The 26,520-nt window shown below is 48.2% G+C and carries 21 protein-coding genes; 10 read left to right on the forward strand and 11 right to left on the reverse strand.

The window, feature by feature from the left end:
- Positions 1 to 182 precede the first annotated feature (182 nt).
- Positions 183 to 824 carry a high frequency lysogenization protein HflD gene (gene hflD, locus D8Y20_RS01840; RefSeq protein WP_121541337.1) on the reverse strand — a complete coding sequence of 214 codons (642 nt, stop codon included), beginning with the start codon at positions 822 to 824 and terminating at the stop codon, positions 183 to 185.
- Between the two features lie 38 nt (positions 825 to 862).
- Here hflD and D8Y20_RS01845 point away from each other — a divergent pair, with 38 nt between their 5' ends.
- Positions 863 to 1,663, forward strand: a complete 801-nt coding sequence (locus tag D8Y20_RS01845) for a ferritin-like domain-containing protein (protein WP_121541338.1) — start codon at positions 863 to 865, stop codon at positions 1,661 to 1,663.
- Between the two features lie 16 nt (positions 1,664 to 1,679).
- On the opposite strand, the gene serB is transcribed toward D8Y20_RS01845, so the two are convergent.
- Positions 1,680 to 2,333, reverse strand: a complete 654-nt coding sequence (gene serB / locus D8Y20_RS01850; RefSeq protein ID WP_121541339.1) for a phosphoserine phosphatase SerB — start codon at positions 2,331 to 2,333, stop codon at positions 1,680 to 1,682.
- Between the two features lie 162 nt (positions 2,334 to 2,495).
- Here serB and D8Y20_RS01855 point away from each other — a divergent pair, with 162 nt between their 5' ends.
- Positions 2,496 to 4,274, forward strand: a complete 1,779-nt coding sequence (locus tag D8Y20_RS01855) for a long-chain fatty acid--CoA ligase (RefSeq protein WP_121541463.1) — start codon at positions 2,496 to 2,498, stop codon at positions 4,272 to 4,274.
- 21 nt (positions 4,275 to 4,295) lie between these two features.
- Here the strand turns inward: D8Y20_RS01855 and hemC are convergent, their stop codons facing one another.
- The 7 genes from hemC to D8Y20_RS01890 form a co-directional block, all read right to left on the reverse strand.
- On the reverse strand, positions 4,296 to 5,231 hold the full coding sequence (gene hemC, locus D8Y20_RS01860; RefSeq protein WP_121541340.1) for a hydroxymethylbilane synthase: 936 nt from the start codon (positions 5,229 to 5,231) through the stop codon (positions 4,296 to 4,298).
- A gap of 27 nt (positions 5,232 to 5,258) precedes the next feature.
- Positions 5,259 to 5,792, reverse strand: a complete 534-nt coding sequence (rsmD, locus tag D8Y20_RS01865; protein WP_121541341.1) for a 16S rRNA (guanine(966)-N(2))-methyltransferase RsmD — start codon at positions 5,790 to 5,792, stop codon at positions 5,259 to 5,261.
- Between the two features lie 34 nt (positions 5,793 to 5,826).
- On the reverse strand, positions 5,827 to 7,167 hold the full coding sequence (locus tag D8Y20_RS01870; protein WP_236075186.1) for a pitrilysin family protein: 1,341 nt from the start codon (positions 7,165 to 7,167) through the stop codon (positions 5,827 to 5,829).
- Positions 7,164 to 8,513, reverse strand: coding sequence for a pitrilysin family protein (locus tag D8Y20_RS01875; protein WP_121541342.1), 1,350 nt, complete (start codon positions 8,511 to 8,513; stop codon positions 7,164 to 7,166). The genes D8Y20_RS01870 and D8Y20_RS01875 overlap by 4 nt, the downstream gene beginning before the upstream one ends.
- Before the next feature lie 71 nt (positions 8,514 to 8,584).
- Positions 8,585 to 10,177: an ABC-F family ATPase gene (locus D8Y20_RS01880; RefSeq protein ID WP_121541465.1), complete on the reverse strand. Its 1,593-nt coding sequence runs from the start codon at positions 10,175 to 10,177 to the stop codon at positions 8,585 to 8,587.
- A gap of 197 nt (positions 10,178 to 10,374) precedes the next feature.
- On the reverse strand, positions 10,375 to 10,797 hold the full coding sequence (locus D8Y20_RS01885; RefSeq protein ID WP_147434005.1) for a hypothetical protein: 423 nt from the start codon (positions 10,795 to 10,797) through the stop codon (positions 10,375 to 10,377).
- A 150-nt stretch (positions 10,798 to 10,947) separates the two neighbouring features.
- On the reverse strand, positions 10,948 to 12,651 hold the full coding sequence (locus D8Y20_RS01890; RefSeq protein ID WP_121541344.1) for a carbon starvation protein A: 1,704 nt from the start codon (positions 12,649 to 12,651) through the stop codon (positions 10,948 to 10,950).
- 98 nt (positions 12,652 to 12,749) lie between these two features.
- Here D8Y20_RS01890 and D8Y20_RS01895 point away from each other — a divergent pair, with 98 nt between their 5' ends.
- From D8Y20_RS01895 to D8Y20_RS01930, 8 genes are all read left to right on the forward strand, one after another.
- Entirely contained in the window at positions 12,750 to 13,589 is an 840-nt protein-coding gene (locus tag D8Y20_RS01895) for a peptidylprolyl isomerase (RefSeq protein ID WP_121541345.1), read from the forward strand.
- Between the two features lie 269 nt (positions 13,590 to 13,858).
- Entirely contained in the window at positions 13,859 to 15,115 is a 1,257-nt protein-coding gene (locus tag D8Y20_RS01900; protein ID WP_121541346.1) for an ATP-binding protein, read from the forward strand.
- On the forward strand, positions 15,037 to 19,167 hold the full coding sequence (locus tag D8Y20_RS01905; protein WP_147434006.1) for an NACHT domain-containing NTPase: 4,131 nt from the start codon (positions 15,037 to 15,039) through the stop codon (positions 19,165 to 19,167). Before D8Y20_RS01900 ends, D8Y20_RS01905 begins: the two co-directional genes overlap by 79 nt.
- 263 nt (positions 19,168 to 19,430) lie before the next feature.
- Complete coding sequence (locus D8Y20_RS01910; protein WP_121541348.1) at positions 19,431 to 20,066, forward strand: 50S ribosomal protein L25/general stress protein Ctc; 636 nt, start codon at positions 19,431 to 19,433, stop codon at positions 20,064 to 20,066.
- A gap of 6 nt (positions 20,067 to 20,072) precedes the next feature.
- Positions 20,073 to 20,654, forward strand: coding sequence for an aminoacyl-tRNA hydrolase (pth, locus tag D8Y20_RS01915; protein WP_121541349.1), 582 nt, complete (start codon positions 20,073 to 20,075; stop codon positions 20,652 to 20,654).
- Between the two features lie 68 nt (positions 20,655 to 20,722).
- Entirely contained in the window at positions 20,723 to 21,817 is a 1,095-nt protein-coding gene (ychF, locus tag D8Y20_RS01920; RefSeq protein ID WP_121541350.1) for a redox-regulated ATPase YchF, read from the forward strand.
- 31 nt (positions 21,818 to 21,848) lie between these two features.
- A complete protein-coding gene (gene ppa, locus D8Y20_RS01925; protein WP_121541351.1) occupies positions 21,849 to 22,388 on the forward strand; it encodes an inorganic diphosphatase in 540 nt (179 codons plus the stop codon).
- A gap of 105 nt (positions 22,389 to 22,493) precedes the next feature.
- Positions 22,494 to 24,497, forward strand: coding sequence for a sodium-translocating pyrophosphatase (locus D8Y20_RS01930; RefSeq protein WP_121541352.1), 2,004 nt, complete (start codon positions 22,494 to 22,496; stop codon positions 24,495 to 24,497).
- Between the two features lie 106 nt (positions 24,498 to 24,603).
- Here the strand turns inward: D8Y20_RS01930 and D8Y20_RS01935 are convergent, their stop codons facing one another.
- Positions 24,604 to 25,518 (reverse strand): type II and III secretion system family protein, encoded by a 915-nt coding sequence (locus D8Y20_RS01935; RefSeq protein ID WP_121541353.1) that lies wholly within the window; start codon positions 25,516 to 25,518, stop codon positions 24,604 to 24,606.
- Positions 25,515 to 26,423, reverse strand: coding sequence for a cation diffusion facilitator family transporter (locus D8Y20_RS01940; RefSeq protein ID WP_236075187.1), 909 nt, complete (start codon positions 26,421 to 26,423; stop codon positions 25,515 to 25,517). The genes D8Y20_RS01935 and D8Y20_RS01940 overlap by 4 nt, the downstream gene beginning before the upstream one ends.
- Positions 26,424 to 26,520: the final 97 nt, after the last annotated feature.

Here is a 26,520-nt window from a genome sequence, read left to right on the forward strand (position 1 = left end):
TGTTGTCGCCTAATTGTTCATTCATAGCATCGGCACGCGTTTCCACACTGGTAAAAAAACCTGCACTAGTCGCCGGTAGTGCAAACGCAAATAGTGTAAATAATAATAAAACAGCTTTCATATATCCCCCTTGTTTTGCTAGTGTCACCAAGTATAGCAGAAAATATCGATTTCTCAGCCTATTATTTCTGTAATAACTCGAGCTCACGTAACAGCGCCTTGCGTCGTAATAACAGGCTCAAATGGCCCCCGCCATGTTGATGCCAAAGATGCGCGGCACGCAAGCCCGCCATTAACAATGCACGAACACGCTGTGTATGATTCGTTTGACTCAAAAATTCTGATTTACCACGCACAATGATGCGTGGTTTCATCGTACTGATGGTATCACCATACAGGTCCGCAATCGCAGCAATCACATTATGATGCATGGCATCACCGAAGTATTGACGTTGATTGCTGATGCGGATCATGCCATTGGCCAGTTTGTTGCGCATGTCGGCATCTTTTGAAAGCTTTCGCTCAAGAGCGGTCAAACCGGCGCTGTAAAGCATCAGATCTTTTGCTTCAATCAGTTTCTCTCCCTGCAACAGCTTGATGCAAATACGTATTCCGGTTTCCAGATTCCTGACACCACCATACATATCCAGCACCGTCTGCTTCGGTTGGATGGAGGCATCTGAAAAAATACTTTCCATCATCACGCGACTATCTTCAGTATCCACCACGCCTTTGCGGGCAATACCATTCACCAGGTAAATAGCCTGCGTCATAGCAGCAAGGGCAGTAGCACGTTGGGTTAAATCTGAAGAGTGAGAAGACATGCCTGTATGCTGAAGATGGAAGAGAGGATGCTCAAGCAATGAATGAAATGCGCCACATGGCAACAGAGTGCCTTAACGCTGCTGATCCCGATGAAAAACTGCGCGGCGTTCGCGCCTTAATGCGATCCTGGCAGCAGGGCAATGTTCGCCTGGATACTAAGGTGGCCATGCCATCACTGTGCCAACCCGGCAGACCTGACAAACCATCGCTCGTTCGTGGCAGCGACACTCCCCGTCGTGGTTTTGGCACATCCGAAGGGCGGGCGATTATGATGCATGCCATTGCGCATATTGAATTTAATGCCATCAATCTGGCCCTCGATGCCGTACAGCGATTCGCCAATATGCCTGATCAATATTACACCGACTGGTTACAGGTTGCCTTTGAAGAGGCCTATCATTTTGAGTTGGTGCGCGCCCATCTACGCCATCTTGGTGGTGAATATGGCGATTATGTTGCACATGGTGGTTTATGGGAGATGTGTGAAAAAACTGCTCACGATGTATTGATTCGTATGGCGCTCGTGCCGCGTGTGCTGGAAGCGCGAGGGCTGGATGTCACACCCGGTATTCAAAAGAAGTTAGCGCAGGCGAACGATCATAATGCAGTCAGTATTCTGGATATTATTTTACGCGATGAAATAAACCACGTTGCCATTGGTAATCGATGGTATCGATACTGTTGCGATCAGCGTGATCTGGATACAGTAGATACATTTACCACACTGTTGGCGGAGTTTTATCCTAAAGGCTTGATGGGGCCGTATAATATGGTTGCGCGTGAACAGGCTGGTTTCACAGCCTCTGAATTATCCCTCTTAAATCAGCCTTCATCATAAAGTCGAGCGCGATGTATCACCTTAATAGTGTGAGAGCCTGATCCAAAGGTCCTTCATTAAAAGCATAAGGAGCTTGTTCAACCACCTTGGGTTTGGCATGAAAGGCGATGCCTAAACCGGCTGCCTGAATCATTGGTAAATCATTTGCACCATCACCAATCGCGATGGTTTGCGACATCGGGATGCTATATATCTCCGCCTGTTCAAGCAGGCAACGGCGCTTGGTTTCTGCATCTACAATATCACCAATGACGGAACCTGTTAATTTACCTTGATGAATTTCCAACACGTTGGAGCGGGTGAAATCCAAATTTAAACGCGCTTTAAACTTATCTGTAAAATAGGTGAAACCACCAGAGACCAAACCCACTTTCCAACCATGACTCTGAACCGTACGAATCAAGTTCTCCGCACCCTCTGTCAAGGCAATGCGCTCCACATACACCTGTTCGAGTACCTCAGCATCAAGCCCAGCCAACAGCTGAACCCGTTCGATTAACGACTCGGAGAAATCCAGCTCTCCACGCATGGCGCGTGCAGTAATCTCAGATATTTGCTGTTTTATACCCAGAAAATCTGCAATTTCATCAATGCATTCGCACTGAATCAGGGTGGAATCCATGTCCATAAACAATAGGCCGGGCTGAGATAAAGAAGGAAGAGATGACATAAGCGCAATCATGCCACTTTTAAAATATTTCAAAAGGTGTAACTATTGAGTGATCATGAAAACAGCTTTTGCCAATATCTATATACATATTGTGAGCAGAGAAAAAGTCGTCTATGCTAATCGCTATGAAGTTATACAGACGTAATAGTGACCATCAATGCGATGACTGAATCCGAAATCAATATAGAAGGCGTGGATAGCTTGCCTGCTGCATTTTTTCACACTGCGAAACGGCATGCTGACAGGCCAGCCCAGTGGCAGCGTCATGATAGTGCGTATCAGCCCATCACGTATGCCGAGATGGAATTGCGTATTAAACACATTGCCTGCGGCTTAATTCGAGCCGGTGTTCAGGCCGGAGATCGTATTGGCCTGTTGATGGAAAATCGCCCTGATTGGGCCGTGATCGATTATGCCATCCTCGCGATTGGGGCAGTCACAGTACCGCTGTATTGCACATACCGGGCTCAGGATATCACTCTGGTACTCAATGATTCCGAGGCAATTATATGCATCACATCAGATGGCAAACTGCTAAATAACCTACTGGAAGCGGTTGAGGCCTGTCCTCACGTACAACATATTTATGCTCTCAATAACAGCAGTGACAACGAGAAGGTTGTGCCTGTCAGTGATCTGGAATCTACAGAGATAGAAGAAAACAGCCTTGAGCAACGCTTAAATAATATCGACAGAAATACTCTGGCTACGCTCTCCTATACATCAGGCACTACTGCACAGCCTAAGGGGGTAATGCTCACGCATGGCAATATCCTCTGTAATATTGAATCAGTGCCTCAATTTGTAACCCTGAATACCGACCGTGATGGCGATCGCTTCCTCTCTTTCTTACCACTTGCGCATATGCTGGAACGCACCGCTGGTCATTTTATCCCCTATACATTTGGTCTATCGGTGGGTTTTGCCGAGCGCCCCGACACCATTGCTAAAAACATGCTGGAATGCCATCCAAGCATTATGATTGTTGTACCCCGGATGCTGGAAGTGATTCGTGCACGTATTTTAGCGCAGCTAAAGCAGCAACCATTAATGAAACAGAAAATGTTTGAATTTTATATAAGTCGGGCAAAAAAGAATAAAAATGGTCTATTTACAGCCCGATTAACGAACCTGCTCGACAGGGTCGTTGGAAGAAAAATACGTTCTCGTTTTGGCGGCAGCTTACGTGCCTTTATGTGCGGTGGAGCACCACTTTCCATTGACCTTGCTGAATTCTTTGAAGCGATAGGCATTCCGGTGATGGAGGGCTATGGCCTGACCGAGTCCGCTCCTCTATTAACGGTAAACCCCATGTCGGATAGAAGACCCGGTACGGTAGGCACCGCAGGTAAAGGTGTTGAGCTGCGTGTTGCTGATGACGGTGAAATTCTGGCAAGTGGTCCGAATATTATGCTTGGATATTGGAACAACAAAGAGGCTTCACAGGAAGCCCTGATTGATGGCTGGCTACAGACCGGCGATATCGGCTTTATATCATCCGAGGGCTATCTGACCATCACGGATCGCAAAAAAGATATTATTATTAATTCAGGTGGAGAAAATATCTCACCGCAGCGCGTAGAAGGGGCGCTCATCGAACACCCAGAAATTGATCAATGTGTTATTTACGGAGATCAGAAACCTTATCTGGTTGCTCTCATTAGCCCGAACAAAGATGCTTGTATTGCCTGGGCCCAACAGCAGGGGCTGCCCGCATCGGACTGGCAATCGCTATGCGAATCGGACATTTTAAAGAAATACCTGCAGAACGGTATCAACACCATACTCAAACCGCTGAATCCATACGAACACGTGCGTCGCATTCATCTGCGCCCTGAACCATTCAGTATCGAGAGCGGCACCCTAACGCCAACCATGAAGCTCAAACGTCGGGTCATTTATACGCGTTATGCCGACATTATCGGGTCACTCTATACATAACAAAGTTCAAGGAGTACGGGTCTAACTCTCCGCGTACAGGGCTTCCAGAATAGGGCGTGCACCGGCATCGAGCACTTCATCCGCCAGTGCTGCACCTAGTGCCACACCATCGGCACGATTACCTGTTGTTTCGCGCACAATCATGACTGAGCCATCGACAGCGCCGACAAGGCCTTTCAGATGCAGGGTATCACCATCCAATGTGGCAAATGCTGCAATCGGCACCTGACAACCACCTTCCAGACGGGCCAGAAAAGAACGTTCTGCTCGGGTTCTATCCACGGTGTCTGTGTCATTAAGCTGATCAATCAAAGCATTGATCACATCATCGGCATCGCGTGTTTGTACACCCAGCGTGCCCTGCGCGACGGCAGGCAAGAGTAATTCCGTATCCACAAACTGATGCATTTTATCCTGCATGCCCATGCGACATACACCGGCAGCGGCCAGAATCACCGCATCTACTTCTTCACCCAGTTTGGACAGGCGTGTCTGGATGTTGCCGCGAATAGAAACAAATTTAAAGTGCGGGTATTTGCCAGCCAGCTGGGCAATACGGCGCAGACTTGAGGTACCAATCGTTGCACCTTCAGGCAAGGTATCCAGACCACCACCGGTGATTGTAGCAATCGCATCGCGCGGATCTTCACGTTTGGGATGCGCCCGAATACTGGTTCCCGCGGGCAGCTCGGTCGGCACATCTTTCATCGAATGCACTGCGATATCAGCACGCCCATCAAGCAGCGCTTCGTCGATTTCTTTGGTAAATAGCCCCTTACCGCCAACTTTTGCCAAGGGTACATCAAGGATTTTATCGCCACGGGTGACAATCTTGACCAGCTCAGTGGTGACGTTCGGATCAAGCCGCTCCAGCTCAGATGCAATATATTCTGCCTGCCACAAAGCAAGCGGGGAACGACGGGTAGCAATACGAATAAGGGACAATGGAACCTCCATGATTGTGCGAACGGTAACGCTAAGACCTCATTTTCTCAAAAGAAAATGCAAACAGCTATCACCATAGCGTCTGGAGTCCTGACAAATCCAGCCTTCAGGCCATAGTGGCTGGTAGCGCGCGGACTCTTCAATGACCAATTGATGGGCTGTAATGCCGTGTTGATCGAGCAGTTGAAGTACATTTTCAGCTTCACCCTGCGCATAAGGGGGGTCGGCAAAGATAAGATCAAATGATGATCCAGAAAGCAGTTTAATGCCTTTTTCCACGCTCATCTGTTTAATATGCCAGCGATCCTCCAGCTTCAAATGCTCGCGGGTCTGTTGAAGGCACTTGGCTGCAAGGTGATGAAGTTCAATCGATTGGGCTGATTTGGCGCCGCGCGAAAGTGCTTCAAGAGCCATAATACCGGAGCCTGAAAACAGGTCGAGCATATCAAAATCTTCCACGGAGCCCAGCATATTAAACAGCGCCTGCCGCACCTTGGCGGGTGTCGGCCTTAACCCCGGCACATTCGCCACCGGCACAATACGGCTACGCATCTCGCCTGCCGTTATGCGCATATCGAAAGCCCTGAGCTATTGAGGTGGAACATGATCAGTGTGCGGCAGGAGCAACTGCCTGAAAAGCAGATGCAGGGCCAACACGAACCCGATTCCACTGTTCCGGTTTGAGATAGCGTTCGGCCTGGGCTTTAACTTGCTGCAAACTCACGCGCTCTACCTGTTCCGTCCAGGCGCTCAAATAGTTCAGTGGTAAGCCATAGAGTCCAATCATCGCAATCAGACCCACACGTTCACGGTTGGAATCCATGCGCTGTGCAAAACTACCAATCAGATTTTCTTTGCTGGCTTTAAGTTGTTTGGCACTAATCTTACCTGCTGCCATGGATGCAATCACATCACGCACCACTTGTTCTGCTTCACCAGCCTGATCGGCACGGGTTTGCAAGGTAATCACAAAGGGTCCCTCAACTGCTAAGGGCATAAAATACGAGTAAACGCCATAGACCAGACCACGCTTTTCACGCACTTCTTCCATCAAACGGGAACCAAAACCACCGCCACCGAGCACATGGTTGAGTACAAAAGCAGGGAAAAAATCCGCATCACTACGTGACGGGCCCAAACGCAATAATTGCACCAGCATTTGAGTTGTTGGCAAGGTCACATCTCGCTCCTGGCCTGCAACCACTTTCGGGCTATCGATATCATGTAACCCTTTGGTCGCTTTTCCTTTCCATGACGATAGGCGTGCGTTCAATAACGGTAATAACTCACGCATGGTGATATCACCACTGACAGCCAGCACAGCACCTTCGGGTTTGATCTGAGTACGATACAGTTGTTTTAAATCGGTCATCTCAATGCGTGCCAGCGTCTGCATGCTTCCGCCGGGACGATGACCATAGGGATGCCCTGCAAACAGTAGATCGACACCGGCTTGTGAGGCCTGTGCGCCCGGCTCCTCTTTCTCCTTTTGTGCGGAGGCAATGGAATCCTGTTTCATAATGGCAAAGCGTTTCTGATTCCAACCCGGCTGCAACAGCAATTCAGCAAATGCATCCAGCCCCGGCTCCAGCGCATCTTTTAGAACCGTGAGTGAAACATTGAAATCATCACGGCCTGCACTTGCACCCAAATGAATAGCATCTGCATCCAGCAGATCGGCCCAGGCTGTAAAATCATGTTTGGCGGTATGATCAGATAGCATGCCAGCCAACAGACTGGCCGTTCCCGCTTTTTCTGGCGCATCAAAACGGCTGCCGGCAGGCATCACCAGCTTCATTGCCAGCATCGGTACATTATGCGCTTCCATTAACAGTACACGCACACCGTTATCCAGTTTTGCTTCTTCAATTGCCGGCACTGCCTGTGCTATTGAAACGCCGCTAAATAACGACAGACAGAGCGCTATTACATATCCACGTATCATCATGATTTATCTCCCGCTGCCATGTGTTTAGCAGGCATCATAATACCTGTTGTCGAACGCTCCTGTTTCAACCAGCGCGCCACCGCTTTCTGAATGTCTGCAGCCGTGACATGACTGATTGCTTTCAGCCACAAGGGGCGATTTTCAGCACCGGTTCCGACTACTTCCATGCGACCAATTTCTTTGGCGCGTAGATAGAGCGAGTCCTGAGCAAATACATTGGCTGCAATAACATTGCGTTTGGCGGCAGCTAACTCTTTGGCAGTTACCGGTTTTTTTGCCATATCATCCAGTAGCGCCCATAGGGATTTCTCAAATGCTTCGGTTGTCTGTTTGGGACCCAATAGACCATAGGCATACCATAAATCAAGCCCCATGGAGGATTCATCGTAGCCTGCACTGGCGGTAAATGCTTTGCGTTGTTTATCGACAATTTCACGCGTCATGCGGGCAGAACGACCACCGGCCAGAATATGCGTAGCCAGAGCCAGAGATGCCGCTTCATTATCATTTTTACCCGGCTTCCATACAGGCACTGGAATGGTTACCGCCAACATAGGCAACTGTGCAGGCAGTGTCACTTGAATACGTTTAGGGCCAAAGGGTTCTGGTTCCACTGGATTGAAACGGGCCGGGATATCACCGTGTACCTTTATCTTACCAAAGGTCTTGGCGACGGTCTTTTTTACCTGCTCAAAGTCCACATCACCAACGACCACTACAATAGCATTGCCCGGCACATAATGTTTGTTGTAAAAAGCACGCACATCTTCAATCGTCAGGGCTTGCAGATCCTGCATCCAACCGATGACCGGATTGCGATAGGGGTGCAGACGCAAAGATGCAGCAGAGAGCTCTTCAAACATGCGCGAGTTCGGATCGTCTTCGGTGCGCATACGGCGCTCTTCCATGATCACCCGAATCTCTTTCTGGAAATCTTCATCGCGCAATCTGAGATGGGCAAAACGTTCGGCTTCCATGGCCAGCACTTCCTGTACACGCGCCGCTGGAACGGTTTCAAAATAAGCGGTGTAATCGGTGCTGGTAAAGGCATTATCATTACCACCCATGGCGGATATGCGTTTGCTATATTCACCTGCGTCCAGCTTTTTTGAGCCCTTAAACATCATATGTTCAAATACATGTGCTAAACCGGTTTTGCCGGGCACTTCGTCGCGACCACCGACTTTCAACCAGACCTGCACCATTGCCACGGGAGCTGAATGATCTTCTTCAACCACCAGCTTGGCGCCGTTTTTAAAGGTAGTCTGTTGTATTTCCCCTGCATTGGCATTGGATATAAAAAGACAGGTTGATAGCAAAAACATAACAATTCTTTGCAATGGCATAAAATCTCCAGGGAGTTAAATATTCAAGCAGCCGGGATATTGATACATCCATATTACAAATCAATGAAATGTTAGCGCACGCCCTGAGACTTGAGATATTCCTCATAGGTTCCGTGATAATCAACGATGCCATCCGGGGTAATTTCAATAATACGGGTGGCTACAGTGGCAATGAGTTCACGATCATGACTGACAAAAATCAGTGTGCCCGGATATGCTGCTAAGGCCACGTTCAATGATTCGATAAACTCCATATCCATATGGTTGGTCGGCTCATCCAGCAACATCACATTGGGGTTCTGGAACATAAACTTACCAAACAGCATGCGTCCCTTTTCACCACCGGAAAGTGCTTTCACCGATTTGTTGATATCATTCTGTGAAAACAGCATGCGCCCGAGATTACCACGCACTTCCTGTTCACCGTGCTCTTCCCGCTTCCACTGTGTCATCCAGTCAAACAGGGTGACATCCTCAGCAAAATCAGCTGAATGATCCTGAGCGTAATAACCCAGTTTTACATTTTCCGACCATTTGATTTCACCCGAAGTAGCTGCCAGATCACCAGCCAGACAACGCAATAGCGTGGTTTTACCAATACCATTGGGGCCAATCACTGCCACACGTTCACCTACAGGCACCATCAAATCAAAATTTTCAAACAGTAACTGATCATCAAAACCTTTGCTCAATTCATTGAGTTTAAGTGCAACTTTGTTCAGCGGTTTATCCTGTGAGAATTTCATATAAGGACTGACACGGCTGGAAGGTTTTACTTCATCGAGTTTGATCTTATCCAGTTTTTTGGCGCGTGATTGTGCCTGCGTAGCCTTGGATGCATTGGCTGAGAAACGGCGTACAAACGCCTGCAGTTCCTGAATCTCTTCGGTCTTCTTGGCATTGGCCGTTAACAGCTGCTCCTGAACCAGTGCTGCCGCTTCCATATAATTGTCATAATTGCCCGGGTACATGCGCAATTCGCCATAATCCAAATCAGCCATGTGGGTGCAAACACTGTTAAGGAAGTGACGGTCATGGGAAATAATGATCATGGTACTTTTGCGTTCCTTGATCACGCCTTCCAACCAACGGATTGCATTGAGGTCCAGGTTATTGGTTGGCTCATCCAGTAGAATAATCTCCGGGTTACCAAACAGTGCTTGGGCTAGCAATACACGCAGTTTTAAACCGGGCGCAATGGATTTCATTAGATTGTAGTGATCTTCAACCGGAATACCCATATCGATAAGCAGATCACCAGCATCGGGTTCGGCACTATAGCCATCCATGTCGGCAAATTCGCTTTCCAGATCACCGGCACGCATGCCGTCCTCTTCGCTTAACTCTTCCTGAGAATAGAGAAACTCACGCTCCTGTTTCACCTTCCACAGTTTCTCATGACCCATCATCACGGTATCGATTACGCTGATATCTTCAAAGGCGAAATGATCCTGACGCAATTTACCAAGGCGCTGATGCTCACCAATGCTGACGTGGCCATTGGTAGGTTCCAGATCACCACCCAGAATTTTTATCAAGGTGGATTTTCCGCAACCATTTGCGCCAATCAAACCATAACGATTGTTATCGCTGAATTTGACTGAAATGTTTTCAAACAGGGGCTTATCCCCGAATTGCATAGTAATACCAGATGTAGAAATCAATGAACTATTCCGTGAGACATAAAATTTAACCATGCAATAGTCGTTGCAAAACATGGCTTGAAAAGTGGTGCAGCTTAGTGTTGAGCATAATATATACAAGTTAGAGATCGAATAATGCATTCATAGCACTATCTCGAAAGCTTCAATACCGATGCTGAAATTCACATGCAACAGCGCTTACGCCCAAGGTGCCCGACTTACTTAACAGCGTACTCCGCGACTTGTTCATAACGCGTGATCTGATGATGAATGGGATCACTATATTGCTCAACACCAAGCCACTGAATCGCTTTTTCAAGCCCATCACTGCGCAAAATGCGTATTTCATCCAGGTCAGCCACTTCTGCTGCTGATTTATATATCCTGGCTAAGCCAAAACTCACGGCGCTTTTCGTAACAAAGGCAACCTTCCCATGCGAACGAAATTTCGCTTTTTTCATCCGTTTTCCAGCAGAGAAAATAGCTTTAAAGGATAGGTCGCGTGTTGATATGCTTTTGCACATCACAACCAAACCAAGTTTTCCGGGGCTGTCATATTGATCTTCAAGCATTCTGGAGATATGGGCATCCAACTGCTCATCAGTCACCAGCCCATGCAGAATGACCAGCATGAAATTCATATCATCAAAATGTTCAAAATGAATGCCGATGGCTAACTCCTGGCGCGAAGCTTCTTGGTACCATCTTCATTAATAGCATAAAATTTCAAGAATACAATCTTGATTAGGTGGTGCTGATCATCGCGAACAGCTTCCATGCTGGTTGTTGTACTAGGTCGTAGTTTGATCCAATTTTCTATCATCTCTCACTTGTTTGACCACCAGCAAGGCTTCAACCAACACCCAGAATGCCAGCATAAAAATCGCTGCTCCAACGGCAGCAACTGTCCATTGCCCATTCCCTACAGCCTTGAAGATGCCCATCACCATGCCGGAGATGGTGGCCCCAAGTACAAGCAACATCGGTAACATGGTATAGAGAATAGGTTTTTTCTTACGATAGAGATAAATGGTAACGGTTAGCAGTGTTAAACCAGCCAGAATCTGATTGGTGGTGCCAAACAAAGTCCACAAAAATAGACCTGCTGGTTTGCCGTCCATGGTGAAAAAGGCAAAGAAACCAATCGCAGCAATGGCCAGGGTTGTCGCAACATAACGATTCCCCAATGCTTTTACATGGATGGTTTCACCGATTTCTTCAAGATTAAAGCGTAATAGCCGCGCGCCGGTATCGACACTGGTCATGGCAAAACCGACGACAACAACCGAGATAAATGCTGCAGCATAATCCACGGGAATACCTAGTTGGTGAATAAAATTGGCATTGCCCTGAATAAACACACCAAGTTTTTGATGTAGACCGGCGGCTTTTTCCCATGAACCATAAAAAGATTCCCACTCTGCACGCGACGAAAATGCCCCTGCCGTGGTCGCCAATACGGCCAACAGTGCTAACAACGATTCACCAATCATGCCAACATACCCCACAAAGGGAGCATCGCTCTCTTTATTCAGCTGTTTGGATGTAGTGCCGGAAGCGACCAAGCCGTGGAATCCGGACACTGCCCCACAAGCAATAACGATAAACAAAAACGGCATCAGCGGCGGAGCACCGACAGGATTAGGGTTAACGGCGGGTGCAACCCAGTCAGGAGATAGCAAGAAGAACCCGGCCAGCATCATAAACAGGGCCAGATACAATAGCAGAGAATTGAGGAAATCCCGTGGCTGCAGTAGCAACCAGACAGGCAAAATACTGGCAATAAAGGCATACACCAACAGAGACCATGTCCAGTCGCTGGCTGTGAAGCCTGTGATAGGCATTTCCAGTCCGATACTTGTAGTGACCAGCATTAATACAAAACCCACGGCAATCATGGGCCATAAGGGGAAATTCTTTTTATAGACCAGAAAACCAATCACCATGGCGATTAACATCAATGAGTAGGTCGGAAAGACCGCTTCCGGATGCGCTGTGGCCGGGATGTTGGCTACATCCGGTGCTGCAAACAGGCCTGAAATAACCAGCACAAAAACGCCCATTGCCAGAGCCACAAGGAAGAAGATCACCAACAGAAACAATAAGCGTGTACGTGGACTGATGACATCACGGGCAATCGAACCAACACTTTGTCCTTTATGGCGAATGGAGAGTACCAGCGCAGAAAAATCATGCACTGCACCCACCAGCAAGGTGCCAAATACCACCCAGCACAGTGCTGGTACCCAGCCCCAGATCACCGCGATGGCAGGGCCTAGCATAGGCGCTAAGCCGGCAATGGATGCATAATGGTGGCCAAAAAGAATGTATTTGTTGGACGGCACATAATCGACGCCGTCCTGCATGCTATGCGCTGGTGTGATGTTATCATCATTCAATTCAAATATTTTTTTACTTAAAATACCTTTGGCATAAAAGTGAAAAAACACGAGATACAGGCACAACACCGTAATCGTCATTACTACAGGACTCATCCCATACCCTCCATCTTCAAGGCAACCAAATGGGTGATTGCTTGTCGTACAAGCGCAGCACGCTACCCTAGCGCCCAAACTGAACAAGGGGATCCGTTATGCGGCAACTGATGTTATTCGCTTTACTGCTCAGCTTCACGGCATGCCAACAGCAGGGCGATTTACCAAAACTTGAAGCCATCAATAGCAGCCCTGTGGTTGCGGTGGTCAACGGCATTAGTATTCATGAATCCGATATCGATAATGAAATGGCCAACCTGCCAGATCCCATGATTCAATACCGCAATGACCCCAAGGCGCGCACGCATATTTTACGTTCACTCATTCGCCGCATTGCCATCAGCCAGAAAGCCAAACGCCTGGGGCTGGATATGAATCCGGCCATCAAGCAGCGTATGCAGGCTGCGCAACGCCAGATTTTAATTGGAGCTGCAAAATCCTGGCAGTTGGCACAAATGGTGGTCATTCAAACAAGCGAAATAGAAGCCTATTACAACAACCATTACGACGAATTCAGCGTACCAGAACAGGCCCATGCACGTCATATTCTGTTGGGTTCTGAAAAAGAGGCCTGGCAGGTACTGAAAAAGCTACGCCGCAATCGCAGCCTGTTTGAGAAACTGGCCGCGAGCCATTCTCTGGACAGTAACAACAAATCACGCGGCGGAAACCTCAACTGGTTCCCGCGTGGGGTGATGGTAAAGGCATTTGACGATGTCGCCTTTTCTTTGAAAAAAAATGGCCTGAGTACGCCGGTAAAAACAAAGTTTGGCTGGCATATCATTGAACTATTAGGCAAACGCCCGGCCATGCAAAAGCCTGTTGAAGAGGTGCGTGATGAGATCATCAGCACAATAGAGCATCAGCGTTTGCAACAATGGTATGAACTAGTGGAGAAAGAAATGAAGATCTCCATCACCAAACCGGAATACCAATAGTTCAAGGTGCTCGCCAGTGCGCCTTCATCTCAGTCAATCAATCACCGCTGTTATTCAGTAACTGAGTTTATATCTACGGTTAAAATTGGACCGTCAGTGCTTGTGAGAAAATACCTGCTTTTCTTCCCGGAGCAGTATCAAATCAGATGACGAATCCGAGTTTAATACCCGTAAAGGGGAGCGTCCTCTTTAGCTTGCATAGAGGCCCAACTTGCACTTCCTCTCTTTGTTGATTAATCTTATGAGTAAATTAACTCAACGGAGTAATCATGGCTATTGCTGGGTATCAGCGCAAAGAAGTTGACGCACTACAACTCAGGCTTTCCGAGCCCCCCAGGTTCCTTCTGTTTATCGCAGGCCCACGACAAGTAGGCAAAACAACCATGGTTCAGCAGACTTTGGCACAGTACCCCTCTGCACAATACAGCTTTATCCCGGTTGATCGACCAGATGACGCACCCGCGTCAAGCATAACCAGCTCTTCCAGTGAACCTATTGATCTTTCTTTTGGGCCTCGTGATGCCCGATGGCTAGTAGGTAAATGGCAACAAGCACGCATAGCAGCACGACAATCTGAAAGCGGCCATATTCTTATCCTCGACGAAATTCAGAAAGTTCCGCAATGGTCGGAAGCTGTGAAAGGCTTATGGGACGCTGACCGTGCAGAAGGGTTGAACCTGCATGTGATTCTTCTCGGCTCATCTCCCTTGCTCATGCAGCAAGGGATGAGCGAAAGCTTAGCCGGGCGCTTTGAGTTGATTCCCCTCACCCATTGGTCGTTTGTAGAAATGCATGATGCCTTTGGTTTCGATCGTGATGACTACATCTACTTTGGTGGTTATCCGGGGGCGGCTCCGCTCATTCAGGATGAGTCGCGATGGCGCAATTATGTAACCGGAAGTCTTATCAAGCCGAGCATTGAGAAAGACATTTTTGAGATGACCAGAGTTGATAAGCCAGCCTTGCTTAAACAGCTCTTTCATCTTGGAGCCGCCTATTCGGGGCAGATTGTGGCGTTAAGTAATATGAAGGGTCAGCTCCAGAATGCAGGCAATGAAACAACATTGGCTCACTATCTGGATCTGCTGGAGAACGCTGGACTATTAGTAGGCATGCAAAAGTATTATCGGGGTCAGATAAAGAGGCGTAAGTCACCACCAAAGCTTAACGTTCTGAACAATGCTTTGATGACGGCTACATCGGGATATTCCAAAGTGGAGGCTATAGCGGATCGAACATACTGGGGAAGAATCGTTGAAAGCGCAGTTGGTCAGCACCTGTACAATTCCGGTAGACCTGATTGTTTTTTGCATTATTGGCGTGAAGAACCGAATGAGGTTGATTTTGTTATTGAGCGAGGCAATCGAATTGCCGCCATCGAAGTCAAGAGCGGCACAGTGCCGATACGTGCCAAAGGCCTAGAATTATTTGAAAAGAAGTTTGGCGCTTGTCAAAAACATCTAGTCGGCGATGGTGGCATCCCATTGGTCGAATTTCTTTCTTATCCGGCAGAGCATTGGCTATGAATTCAGCCTCTCAGCCATTTCTTGTTCGTCGCTCCTGCACTCGTAAAGCTGAGAACAATCAGCAGGAAGAAAGTCAGTCGTTTGAATCGTATAGGCAACTCCCTGCTTATGTGTTACTGGGTGATCCGGGGGCCGGAAAAACGGAATCGTTCAAGTTGGAAGCTGAAGAGTCAGGCGGCAAGTATGTTCGGGCGCGGGATTTTGTAATTCCGGGACTCTGTAATCTTCAAAAGGATGAAACTATATTTATCGATGGGCTGGATGAGGTGCCCTCAGCAGGAGATCAGCGCCACCCGCTTGATCGGATTCGGGAAAGATTGGTGGCAATGGGTCGTCCCCGGTTCCGTCTTTCCTGTCGTGAGGCTGATTGGCTGGGAAAAAGTGGCGAAACAGACATGCAGGCAGTGTCACCTGGTGGTCAAATCGCCACACTTTATCTGGATGCACTGAATGACGATGCCATTATCGAAATTCTTGAACATAATCAGGCCGTAACTGCCCCCTCAGCTTTTATGAAACAAGCAAGGCTTCATGGCCTTCACGAATTGCTTCGAAACCCACAAATGCTCGACATGCTGATTAAAGCTGTGGGTGATGGCTCATGGCCAAGCAGCCGAACCGAAATATATGAGATGGCTTGCAAGAAACTTGTGCGGGAAAAGAACCCAGTGCACAAACAGGCAACCAAAGATAACGACCCCTCAGTCGAAGCAATGCTAAACGCAGCAGGCTATCTCAATGCCATCCATCTGATTGCTGGTCGTGGAGGTTTCGACCTTGATTGCGATGATAGTTCAGATCAATTTGTTTGCTGGAGAGAATTGAAAGAATCACAACTCCCCTTACTCCCCGTATTGAAAAGTAATCTGTTTCGGCTTGAAGGTGATATGCGTACTCCTGTTCATCGCAGCGTGGCCGAGTTTCTAGGAGCGAGGTGTATATCGGAGCGCATAGATCAAGGGTTGCCATGCCATCGTATATTGGCGCTTATCTGCGGGGAAGATGGCGGCATCATCCCCGATCTGAGGGGGCTTGCTGCATGGCTTGCTGCTCACAATCGAAGTGCCAGAACCGCATTGATCGAGCGGGATGTGCTCGGTGTCGTGCTTTATGGTGATGTACGCAGTTTTTCGGTGGAGGACAAGAAGCGAGTCCTGGATGCACTGTATGCCGAAGCAGAGCGATATACCTGGTTCCGCTCGGATGATTGGGCCGATTCTCCGTTTGGAGCATTGGGAACCAGAGACATGGAGGAGACCTTTCTCGCCATACTCTCCTCACCCTCCCGTATCATTGCCGATCAGTCTCTGTTGAATTGTGTGCTTGATGCCATTCGTTACGGTGAGTCAATGCAGTCACTTTCTCAACCGCTCGAACGTATCGTGCGAGATAGCAGTTATTTGGGATATATCCGAAGAAATGCTTTTGAAGCACTGGTTCACGGAGTTCATGCCGAGATACTTTCGCTACATCAACTGGCAAAGGACATTCGTGACGGGCTTGTCGAGGACAATGAAGATGAATTGATCGGCACATTACTTAGAGAACTTTACCCATCAGTTATCCAGCCGGCAGAGGTGTTCGAATATCTCCATTCACCAAAAACTCAGGCGGTTAACAGCTATAGCATGTTTTGGCGTCATCACCTTGAGAGACAGACGCCAGACGAACGGCTACCAATTGTACTCGATCAATTGGTAATAGAACGAAGCAAGAATAAAGAAACGTTCCACTCAAGTCGTTTCGATCGCATGGATGGCAATCTGTTGGCGCGCAGTATCGAAGCGCATGGCGATGCCATATCAGATGAACGGCTCCTCACATGGTTGGGGGTCGGTTCGGATGAGTTTGATATTCCAAGATTGGAAAAGGAAGATGTTGAGCGAATCGCGGCATGGTTTGGTGGCAGACCAGATCGATACAAGTCTTTAATCCAGTTGGTAGCCTCATTGAGCACAACCAAGCCTGATCCAATAGGCAGCTTGAATAAAATGATGTTCAGGCTTCAGTTGGCAAATGTGCCGACGGATATTGAAACATGGTGGCTTGAAAAAGCAGCTACAGAATCAAATGAAGAGTTAGCTCATTTTTATTTCGTTCAGGCTGTTCGTCCGTCATTGATTCATGATGGAGGTAATGGCTTTTTGCCATTAACGAAAACCCAGATATTTGAAGCTTGGTTGGAATACAATCCAAAGTTTGAACCGTATTTTGAGCCATTTATTTCGTGCAAGCTCGGAGATTGGGAACAGGAGCACGCCCAGCGTCAACAAAAACAGGAGGGAGAAGAAGAGGAGAAAAGAGACAAACTACTTGCTGTCTATCGGGAGCATATTGAGGCCATCCGGGATGGTAGCGCCTACCCACAAATTCTTCACGATCTTGCTTTGGCGTATAACGGGCATATCCATGATGCAAACGGCGACACACCAGAAGAGAGGTTGTATCAGTTCCTCGGTGGCGATTCGGAGTTGATTGAAGCAGCGGCGATAAGTTTCAGGCATACGCTTGATCGCCCCGACCTCCCGACCGTCAAGGAAATTGCCGACCTAGGGTTAGAAGGCAGAATGCACTATATCCGTCCGGCATGTCTGGTGGGCATGGATCAGCGCTATAGCCTTGATTCGGATAAGGCTCTGATTCTTCCCGATGAACTCCTTTCCCGGATGCTCTTATTTCGTTTAACGGATGGTATGGGCGATGAACCAGCGTGGTTTGAAGCCTTGGTAAACACAAGGTCAGAACTCGTTGCTAATGCTTTTCTTGCCTATGTACTTCCCATGCTGCGTGCAAAAAAAGAACATATCCACGGTCTGCATTTGCTTACAGGTAAAAATGCCTATACTGAAGTGTCTCAGCTTACGCTCTCAAAACTGCTAGAAAGCTTTCCTGTCCGTGCCAATGTCAAACAACTGCCATTTATATTCAACGATCTGCTTAAAGGCGCACTCCGTTATCTAAATAAAAAACAGCTCTCGGATCTGTTGAGTCGAAAAGTATCCCTGAAAAGCATGGATGATGCACAACGCGTCTATTGGCTGGCTTGCGGCATATTGCTCGACCCAAAGGTCTACGAAAGCCAATTGTTCACATTCGTGGGTAAAAGCCAAAAGCGAAAAGCACACCTGACAAACTTTTTATATTCGGGCTTTAGAAATGACAGCTTTCCCGAATGGGTGAAGGTTTCCATTGACGCCCGTTCCCAATTGATCGAAATGCTGGGGCAAGATGTTTCAGATATCCGCATGGATGGCCTGGTTACCAACGAAATGCGCATGTCGGAGATGGTCGGCTCATATATTCAGGTGCTTGGGCGCGAACCATCTGAAGAGGCTTCACATGAACTGCAACGATTGCTCGACCTCCCCTCTCTTTCAAACTGGCACACTCGTTTGCGAATAGCCCAGCATGATCAGCAAATCATTCGACGCAAGGTAACCTTCCGCCAACCAAGCATTGCAGAAGTGGATCACACACTTGCCGACCTCCAGCCAGCTAATGCAGCCGATCTTGCAGCCATTGTCATGGCTCATCTTCAGGGCGTTGCAGATAATATTCGCAACGGTAGTACCAATGATTACAAGCAGTTCTGGAGCTACGAAGAGAAGCACCAAAAAATGATCAATCCTAAACCCAAGTCGGAGAACGATAGCCGAGATGCCTTGCTATCCGACCTGAAAGAGCGGCTTGGAAAACTAGGTGTTGATGCTCAACCAGAAGCTCGTTATGCAGATGATAAACGGGCTGATATCCGAGTTTCGTTTGGAGGCACTGACGGATTCAGCATACCTGTCGAAGTCAAAAAAGATTCGCATAAGGCCTTATGGAGATCGATTCGAGAACAGTTGATCGCCAAATACACCCGTGACCCTGACACCGATGGCTTTGGCATCTACCTCGTATTCTGGTTTGGCGGCAAGGGCATGCCCCTTCCACATGATGGGAAGAGGCCAAAAACTGCAAAAGAACTCAAAGAGAAATTACTGGAAACGCTTTCACTGGAAGAAAGACGGAAAATAAGAATATGCGTGATTGATTGCGCTTTGCCATAGGTGTTCAGTCAAACTTTACTCTAGTAATGGAGATCTAAATGTCCGCTTTTGGCTGCTTTGAGACAGTCGTGACGTCGTGCTTTTCCGACAGAGGCCAACCCTTGGTTGAATAACCGGGCGTCCCGAAGCCCAACTCATTGCCAGCATAGACATTTTCATTTCTGGACATAGAGTGCGCGCCCGCATCTGGCACCGCTATATTGCATAGCAGCTAGGCGCACACCGTCACGGGACAACCCGACGGTGCATTTTGGAGGATACACATGACTAATCTTGTTGTTGAAGCAGAGCTTCGCGAAGAAACCGGCCGTTCGGCTACACGCCGCCTACGCCGTGCAGGCAAAATGCCTGGTATCATTTATGGTGGTGGTAAACCTGACATCGCTATTACAATGGAGTACTTCACTGTTTCCAAACAGCTGAATGATGAGCAGTTCCACACATCTTTGCTTGAAGTAAAGGTAAAAGGCTCACGTACTAAAAACACAGTTTTGTTGAAAGATGCCCAGTGGGATCCAGTCATGGACACAGCCACTCATCTCGACTTTTTCCGTGTATCCGCCAAAGATACCGTCACAGTGGATGTTCCGGTTGTTACCATTAACGCTGAAAAATGCCCTGGCGTTGTGAAAGGCGGCCTGATTGATCTGGTTCGTCACTCACTTGAAGTGTCTTGTCGTGCTGACACCATTCCAGATAGCATTGAAGTAGATTGTGATAACATGGAAATTGGCGACACTGTACATATTGAAGATATTACCCTGCCTGAAGGCGCTGTAGTACATCACGACGTTAACTTCACAGTATTGAATATCGCTGCACCGAAAACAGGTAGTGATGAAGATGAAGACGAAGCTGAAACTGTAGAAGAAACTGCAGTAGAACCAGCAGCAGAATAATATAAGATGAAACTGCTTGTCGGCCTCGGTAATCCGGGCAACAAGTATAAGGAAACACGTCACAATATCGGTTTCCGTTTCCTTGATATGTTAGCAAAACATGAGGGGCTGCGTTTTGACGCGGCCCCTCGTTTTCATGCAGAGACTGCCACCTGGAATCATAAGGCAGATAAAATTATGCTGATCAAACCACAAACATTCATGAACAACAGTGGTGAATGCATTGGTGCTTTGGCACGATATTATCAAATAGAAGAGAAAGATATCATTGTTGTTTACGATGATCTGGATCTACCCACACGTAAATTGCGCATCAAGAAAGGCGGTGGCCACGGTGGCCACAATGGTTTGCGCTCGATGCATGCCCATTTACCAACATCTGATTATGTACGCGTAAAAATTGGCATCAACCGCCCTACTCATGGCGACATTTCAGATTGGGTGCTTGGCCGTGCAGATGAAGGAGATCGGGCTGATGAAGCGTGCGTCTTTAGCGCGCTGCTTAAAGAGATCGACAGTCTGCTTGAAGGCGACACGGACACCGCTGCAAACCGTATTCATTTGGCAATCAGTTCTGGTAAGGAGTAAAGGGTAAGAGGATAATAACGCCTTTCCCCACATCTCTTCACCACCCACCCTTAACGAGGTTATAAAACATGGCATTAAGTATCGGAATCGTAGGACTACCTAACGTAGGCAAATCTACGCTGTTCAACGCATTAAATGGCGGGGGGGCTGAAGCAGCCAACTACCCGTTCTGCACCATTGATCCCAATGTTGGTATCGTGCAAGTGCCTGATCCGCGCATGGATGCACTTGCAGAGATTGTTCAGCCGCAAGCGATGCAACATGCGATTATTGAATTTGTAGATATTGCCGGCTTGGTTGCAGGGGCGGCCAGTGGCGAAGGGCTGGGTAATAAGTTCTTAGCCAATATTCGTGAATGCGCTGCTATTGCCCATGTTGTGCGCTGTTTCGACGATGAAAACGTCACCCACGTGTCAGGCACTGTTGATCCACTATCGGATATCGAAGTCATTGATACAGAGCTGATGCTCAAAGATATGGAAACAGTCCAGAAAGCGGTCATGCGCACAGAAAAACAGTGCAAATCAGGCAACAAAGAGGCCCAGAAGGCTCTTGAGTTACAGCAGAAGGTATTAAGCGGACTTGAAGATGGCACCACTGTACGCCGTCAGAACCTTAGCGCTGATGAATTAAACGCTATCAATGAGCTATGCCTGTTAACAGTGAAACCGGTTCTCTATGTTACCAATGTTGATGATAGCGCACTACCTGATGGTAATGCCTACGTTGAAAAGGTGCGTGCCTTTGCAGAGCAGGAAGGCGCTCGTGTGGTTGTCGTATCAGCCCAAATTGAATCCGAATTGGCTGAAATGGATCAGGAATCGCAAATAGAATTCCTGTCTGATCTGGGCCTTACTGAACCGGGACTTAATACAGTCATTCGTGAAGCGTACACGTTGCTTGATCTGATCTCCTATTTCACTGCCGGTGTAAAAGAGGTGCGTGCCTGGACTATTCATCGCGGCGATACGGCTCCCAAGGCTGCTGCAGTGATTCATAATGATTTCGAAAAGGGCTTTATTCGGGCAGAGACCATCGCTTATGAAGACTTTGTAGGGTTTTGTGGCGAGGCCAAAGCCAAAGAGGCTGGTAAAATGAGACTTGAAGGAAAGGAGTACATCGTCAAGGATGGCGATGTTATGCACTTCAGATTCAACGTATAACCTAAGTATAGGTATAGGGGAGATTTAAAACATGGACATCACAAAAATTCCTGCCGGCAATAATCCGCCTGAAGACATCAACGTGGTTATTGAAGTGCCACAGCATGGTGATCCGATAAAATATGAACTGGATAAAGAGTCCGGTGCCGTATTCGTTGATCGCTTTATGCATACCGCCATGCACTATCCGTGCAACTACGGCTTTATACCAAACACCTTGTCCGGCGATGGTGACCCGGCAGATGTGCTGGTGGTCTCTCAGTTCGCTCTGATTCCGGGCTGCGTGATTAACTGTCGTCCAATTGGCATACTGCTAATGGAAGATGAAGCGGGTATGGATGGCAAGATACTGGCAGTACCTTCGGAAAAATTAAAACCTGTGAATTGTCGTGTGCATAGTCCTGAAGATCTGCCCTCATTCCTGACGGCTCAAATTAAACACTTCTTTGAACATTATAAAGACCTGGAAAAGAATAAATGGGTAAAAGTGCTTGGCTGGGGTGATAAAGAAGCAGCCCAGAAAGAAGTCCTGGAATCGGTAGCTTCTTACGAAGCGCAATGTAGCGAGTGAGTTTAGTGTCTCACGCATAACATATTGTAGAAAGGCGGTTGAGTAATCAATCGCCTTTTTTATTGCTTAAATTAATGACATTGTAAAAATCATAGGGGTACACACATGGCAGAAAACATGATTCCAGCTCTGTTTGGTGCAGTAGGAATAATCATTGCGCTATTACTTTATCAAAAGGTGAAAAAATACCCTGCTGGTGAAGGCAAGGTGATTGAAATTGGCGAGGCCATTCATCTCGGTGCCATGGTATTCATGAAACGTGAATACTTTATTTTGTCGGTATTTATTATCGTTGTCGCCACTGTTCTGGCCTTTACTCTGGGGGCCAATACGACCATCTCATTTTTGGTCGGAGCGATATGTTCTGCCCTGGCTGGTTATTTTGGTATGTTTGCCGCCACCAAAGCGAATGTGCGTACTGCTACTGCAGCGGAGAATGAAGGAACAGCGCGAGCCTTGGAAGTTGCCTTCTACGGCGGCTCTATTATGGGCTTAACCGTTGCATCACTTGGTTTGATTGGTCTTGGTACACTGTATCTATTTTTTGGTGGTGATCCTGAAACAGCGCATGCCATTCATGGTTTTGGCATGGGGGCCTCATCTGTAGCGTTATTCTCACGTGTGGGTGGTGGTATTTTCACCAAGAGCGCCGATGTTGGCGCTGATCTTGTGGGTAAAATTGAAGCAGGTATTCCGGAGGACGATCCACGCAATCCCGGCGTTATTGCCGATAATGTCGGGGACAATGTCGGTGATGTGGCTGGCATGGGTTCCGATATCTTCGAATCGTATTGTGGGGCTATTATTGCCACCATCGCCATCGCTTCCACCATGACTCTGGATTTATACCAGCCTCTTGGCAGCCAGCAGTCACTGATGTTTCTGCCTTTGGCTCTGGCCAGTGCCGGCCTGATCTGTTCCGTGCTTGGTATCGCACTGGTCAAGATGTTTGCCAACAAAGAGCCACAACTGGCTTTACGCATCGGAACCATCGGGGCCTCACTAGCGTTCATTGTCAGCACCTATTTTCTGATCTCCATCACAGGTATCTCCGCATTAGTCTGGGGAGCTGTAATATCCGGAGCTGCCGGAGGCATTATTATCGGTATTGTTACGGAATATTATACCGGTGGGAAGCCTGTTCTTGATATTGCCAAGTCCGGTGAGACCGGTCCTGCCACGGTCATGATCTCAGGCCTTGCTATCGGCATGCAGTCGGTGGTGGTTCCCGTCCTGACCATTGCAGCCATCATTTATGTCTCTACTGATTTGGTGGGTATTTATGGCGTTGGTATTGCCGCTGTCGGCATGCTCGCAACGGTGGGCATCACCATGGCGATTGATGCTTATGGCCCTATTGCCGATAATGCCGGAGGCATTGCTGAGATGGCTGGTTTGGGAGAAGAGCCCCGACAAATCACCGATTCGCTTGATGAGTTGGGCAATACTACTGCAGCTATCGGCAAAGGCTTTGCTATTGGTGCAGCGGCACTGGCGGCGTTGGCCATTATTGCTGCCTTTGTTGAAACCGTATCGCTACATCATCCGGGTTTCTCACTTAACCTGAATGAACCACTGGTGCTTATTGGTCTGTTTATCGGTGGTATTTTCCCATTCCTTGTCGCTTCATTAACCATGACAGCCGTTGGTGATGCCGCCTTTGAAATGATCAAGGAAATTCGTCGTCAATTTCGAGATATTCCCGGCTTGATGGAGGGTAAAGCAGAACCGGATCATGCCCGCTGTATTGAAATTGCCACCAACGCAGCCTTGAAAAAAATGGTATTGCCAGGTGTGCTGGCTGTTTCAGCGCCCGTTGTCATTGGTTTCGGACTCGGCGCACAAGCGCTCGGCGGCATGTTAGCCGGAGCTTTGGTTTGCTGTGTGTTGATGGCACTGATGATGGCTAATGCGGGTGGCGCGTGGGACAATGCCAAGAAACACGTAGAAAAAGGTAATCTCGGAGGCAAAGGCTCGGATGTGCACGCTGCCGTTGTGGTCGGAGATACCGTTGGTGATCCGTTCAAAGATACCTCAGGCCCTGCGATGAATATTCTGATCAATGTGATGGCGATTGTGTCGCTGGTGATCGCACCTCTGCTTAGTTAAGAGCGCAGCACAACAGGCCGCTACTGCCTGTATCTATGCATCAAAACGTACAGAGACGTCCGGGAATGGAACCCTTTTCTACTCAGAGCGTGAAACGCTTAGCCGTTCAGTTTCTGGATACACGCAGTTGAATAACAAACTGGCGTTTACCCACACGCGAACTGCTGGAGAGCAGCGCGCTACCAAGCTTCTGAGCTTCACTGTTCGTGGCTGCGATGGTGACGGGCTGATCAACGGGGATGACTATTTCGGTAGCTGCACCGAGCAGTTCAATCACGGGTTGTGTTGCCATGCGAGGTTGGGCATTGAAGCGCATGTTGGCGCGGTTGCCGGCCGGAATGCTTGGCGCATTACTGCTGCCGAGATCCATCAACATCTCTTGCTGGCCCTGCACGTTAGTTTGCAGACGCTGCATCCATGGCACGATGCGTACACGTACCTGATCTGTGCCGACGGCCGATGTGGTAATATGGAATCCTGAGGTGACAGGCACTAGCTCAACGCTATTGGCTTGCACCACCCCATAGCCTGATAGCCACAGTCTGGTTTCACGCGTAAAGCTTTGAATGGTACCGGTCTCAATGCTGCCTTGCTGCATACTTGAGACGCGTAGCTGAAATGTTTGGCGGTGATTGGAATGTTGTTTCTGTTGTTGCCATTGCACTCTCATCCAGCCACCTGAAAGCTGTCCGAAGCTGGCGGCGCCGGAGGTTTGTAGGCTGCTGCGGGCGTTTGTTCTGATATCTTCGATGCTGACATGAGCCGTATATTGGCCGGGCGCATGATCGATGCGCTTGAGCAGGGCTTTGGCTTTGTTGATATGTGTGGTGTCATCATCAAGGATCAACAGGCGTTGTGAGGGTACAGTAGCAACTTTACCTGTGTCTGAGAGCTGACTGCGGGCGGCATCGGCAGCTTCTTGCAGTGAGAGGAAATAGACGTTCACGACATCGGTGGCGGCAAAGGCAGGTAGCGTGAAGCTAAAGCATAATAGCATCACTGCAGCGAGCAGACGCTTCATGGTGCAAACTCGGGACGCGGCTCTTTCAAGCCGGCGGGATCTTCATGGATAATGATCTCAGCATCAGGAAATGCTGCTAACAGACAGGCTTCTACATCATCTGATATTGCGTGGGCCTGCATCAGCGTTAGGTGGCCATCAAGTTCCAAATGTAATTGAATGAATGTGGTTGTACCCGATCTGCGGGAGCGTAGATCATGCAAACCCCGTGCTTCCGGATGATTGCGCACGATGGATTTGATCTGCTCTCTCTCTTCGGTGGGTAACTCCCGATCCATCAAGAGATCAAGCGACTCCCTGGCTATCTCCCAGGCACTGTAGAGGATGAAAGCAGCAATACCTATGGCAAACAGCGGATCGAAACCGGGCCAGCCATAGTAGGTTAGCAGTAGGGCTATCACCACACCAATATTAACCAGTAGGTCTGTTTTGTAATGCATGTGATCTGCTTTGATGGCGGTGGAATTGGTTTTATTGATGACATGTTTCTGAAACATCAGTAACCCGAGCGTGGCGACAATAGAGATGATCATGACCCAGATACCCGTTGACATGGCGGTAAGAGGCACAGGGTTCAAAAAATGTGAAGCGGCTTCCAATATGAGAAAAAGGGCGGAGCCGGTGATAAAGGTGGTCTGCCCAAGGCCCGACAATGCTTCTGCTTTACCATGTCCGAATCGATGCTCTTTATCTGCCGGTGCCAGCGCATGACGAACGGCAAATAGATTCAATATTGAGGCCAGTGCATCAAGGCATGAATCCAGCAGCGTTGCCATGATGCTGACCGATCCAGTCATAAACCAGGCAATGAGTTTGATGATGATGAGGCTGACGGCGACGGTAGTGGATGCGTAGGTCGCCATGCGCATCAGTTGAGCTTTATCGTGATCCATATTAGAAAACATGCAGCAATTGTGCCGGAAACTAAGGATGAATAAAGGTAAATATACTGAACGCTGAGGTGTGAGGGGGGAAGCGAGAGAGGCTGGAAAGGCATGTGAC

Origin of the sequence: Mariprofundus sp. EBB-1 (assembly GCF_003665155.1) — a bacterium.
Taxonomy (GTDB): domain Bacteria; phylum Pseudomonadota; class Zetaproteobacteria; order Mariprofundales; family Mariprofundaceae; genus Mariprofundus.

Coding starts and splice junctions, on each gene's coding strand:
- D8Y20_RS01870 (WP_236075186.1), bottom strand. CDS start 7,167: ATGATGATACGTGGATATGTAATAGCGCTCTGTCTGTCGTTATTTAGC.
- hflD (WP_121541337.1), bottom strand. CDS start 824: ATGTCTTCTCACTCTTCAGATTTAACCCAACGTGCTACTGCCCTTGCT.
- D8Y20_RS01875 (WP_121541342.1), bottom strand. CDS start 8,513: ATGCCATTGCAAAGAATTGTTATGTTTTTGCTATCAACCTGTCTTTTT.
- rsmD (WP_121541341.1), bottom strand. CDS start 5,792: ATGCGCATAACGGCAGGCGAGATGCGTAGCCGTATTGTGCCGGTGGCG.
- D8Y20_RS01930 (WP_121541352.1), top strand. CDS start 22,494: ATGGCAGAAAACATGATTCCAGCTCTGTTTGGTGCAGTAGGAATAATC.
- pth (WP_121541349.1), top strand. CDS start 20,073: ATGAAACTGCTTGTCGGCCTCGGTAATCCGGGCAACAAGTATAAGGAA.
- D8Y20_RS01855 (WP_121541463.1), top strand. CDS start 2,496: ATGACTGAATCCGAAATCAATATAGAAGGCGTGGATAGCTTGCCTGCT.
- D8Y20_RS01935 (WP_121541353.1), bottom strand. CDS start 25,518: ATGAAGCGTCTGCTCGCTGCAGTGATGCTATTATGCTTTAGCTTCACG.
- D8Y20_RS01890 (WP_121541344.1), bottom strand. CDS start 12,651: ATGAGTCCTGTAGTAATGACGATTACGGTGTTGTGCCTGTATCTCGTG.
- ychF (WP_121541350.1), top strand. CDS start 20,723: ATGGCATTAAGTATCGGAATCGTAGGACTACCTAACGTAGGCAAATCT.
- D8Y20_RS01940 (WP_236075187.1), bottom strand. CDS start 26,423: ATGTTTTCTAATATGGATCACGATAAAGCTCAACTGATGCGCATGGCG.
- hemC (WP_121541340.1), bottom strand. CDS start 5,231: ATGGAGGTTCCATTGTCCCTTATTCGTATTGCTACCCGTCGTTCCCCG.
- ppa (WP_121541351.1), top strand. CDS start 21,849: ATGGACATCACAAAAATTCCTGCCGGCAATAATCCGCCTGAAGACATC.
- D8Y20_RS01910 (WP_121541348.1), top strand. CDS start 19,431: ATGACTAATCTTGTTGTTGAAGCAGAGCTTCGCGAAGAAACCGGCCGT.
- D8Y20_RS01895 (WP_121541345.1), top strand. CDS start 12,750: ATGCGGCAACTGATGTTATTCGCTTTACTGCTCAGCTTCACGGCATGC.
- D8Y20_RS01845 (WP_121541338.1), top strand. CDS start 863: ATGAATGAAATGCGCCACATGGCAACAGAGTGCCTTAACGCTGCTGAT.
- D8Y20_RS01900 (WP_121541346.1), top strand. CDS start 13,859: ATGGCTATTGCTGGGTATCAGCGCAAAGAAGTTGACGCACTACAACTC.
- D8Y20_RS01885 (WP_147434005.1), bottom strand. CDS start 10,797: ATGAATTTCATGCTGGTCATTCTGCATGGGCTGGTGACTGATGAGCAG.
- serB (WP_121541339.1), bottom strand. CDS start 2,333: ATGTCATCTCTTCCTTCTTTATCTCAGCCCGGCCTATTGTTTATGGAC.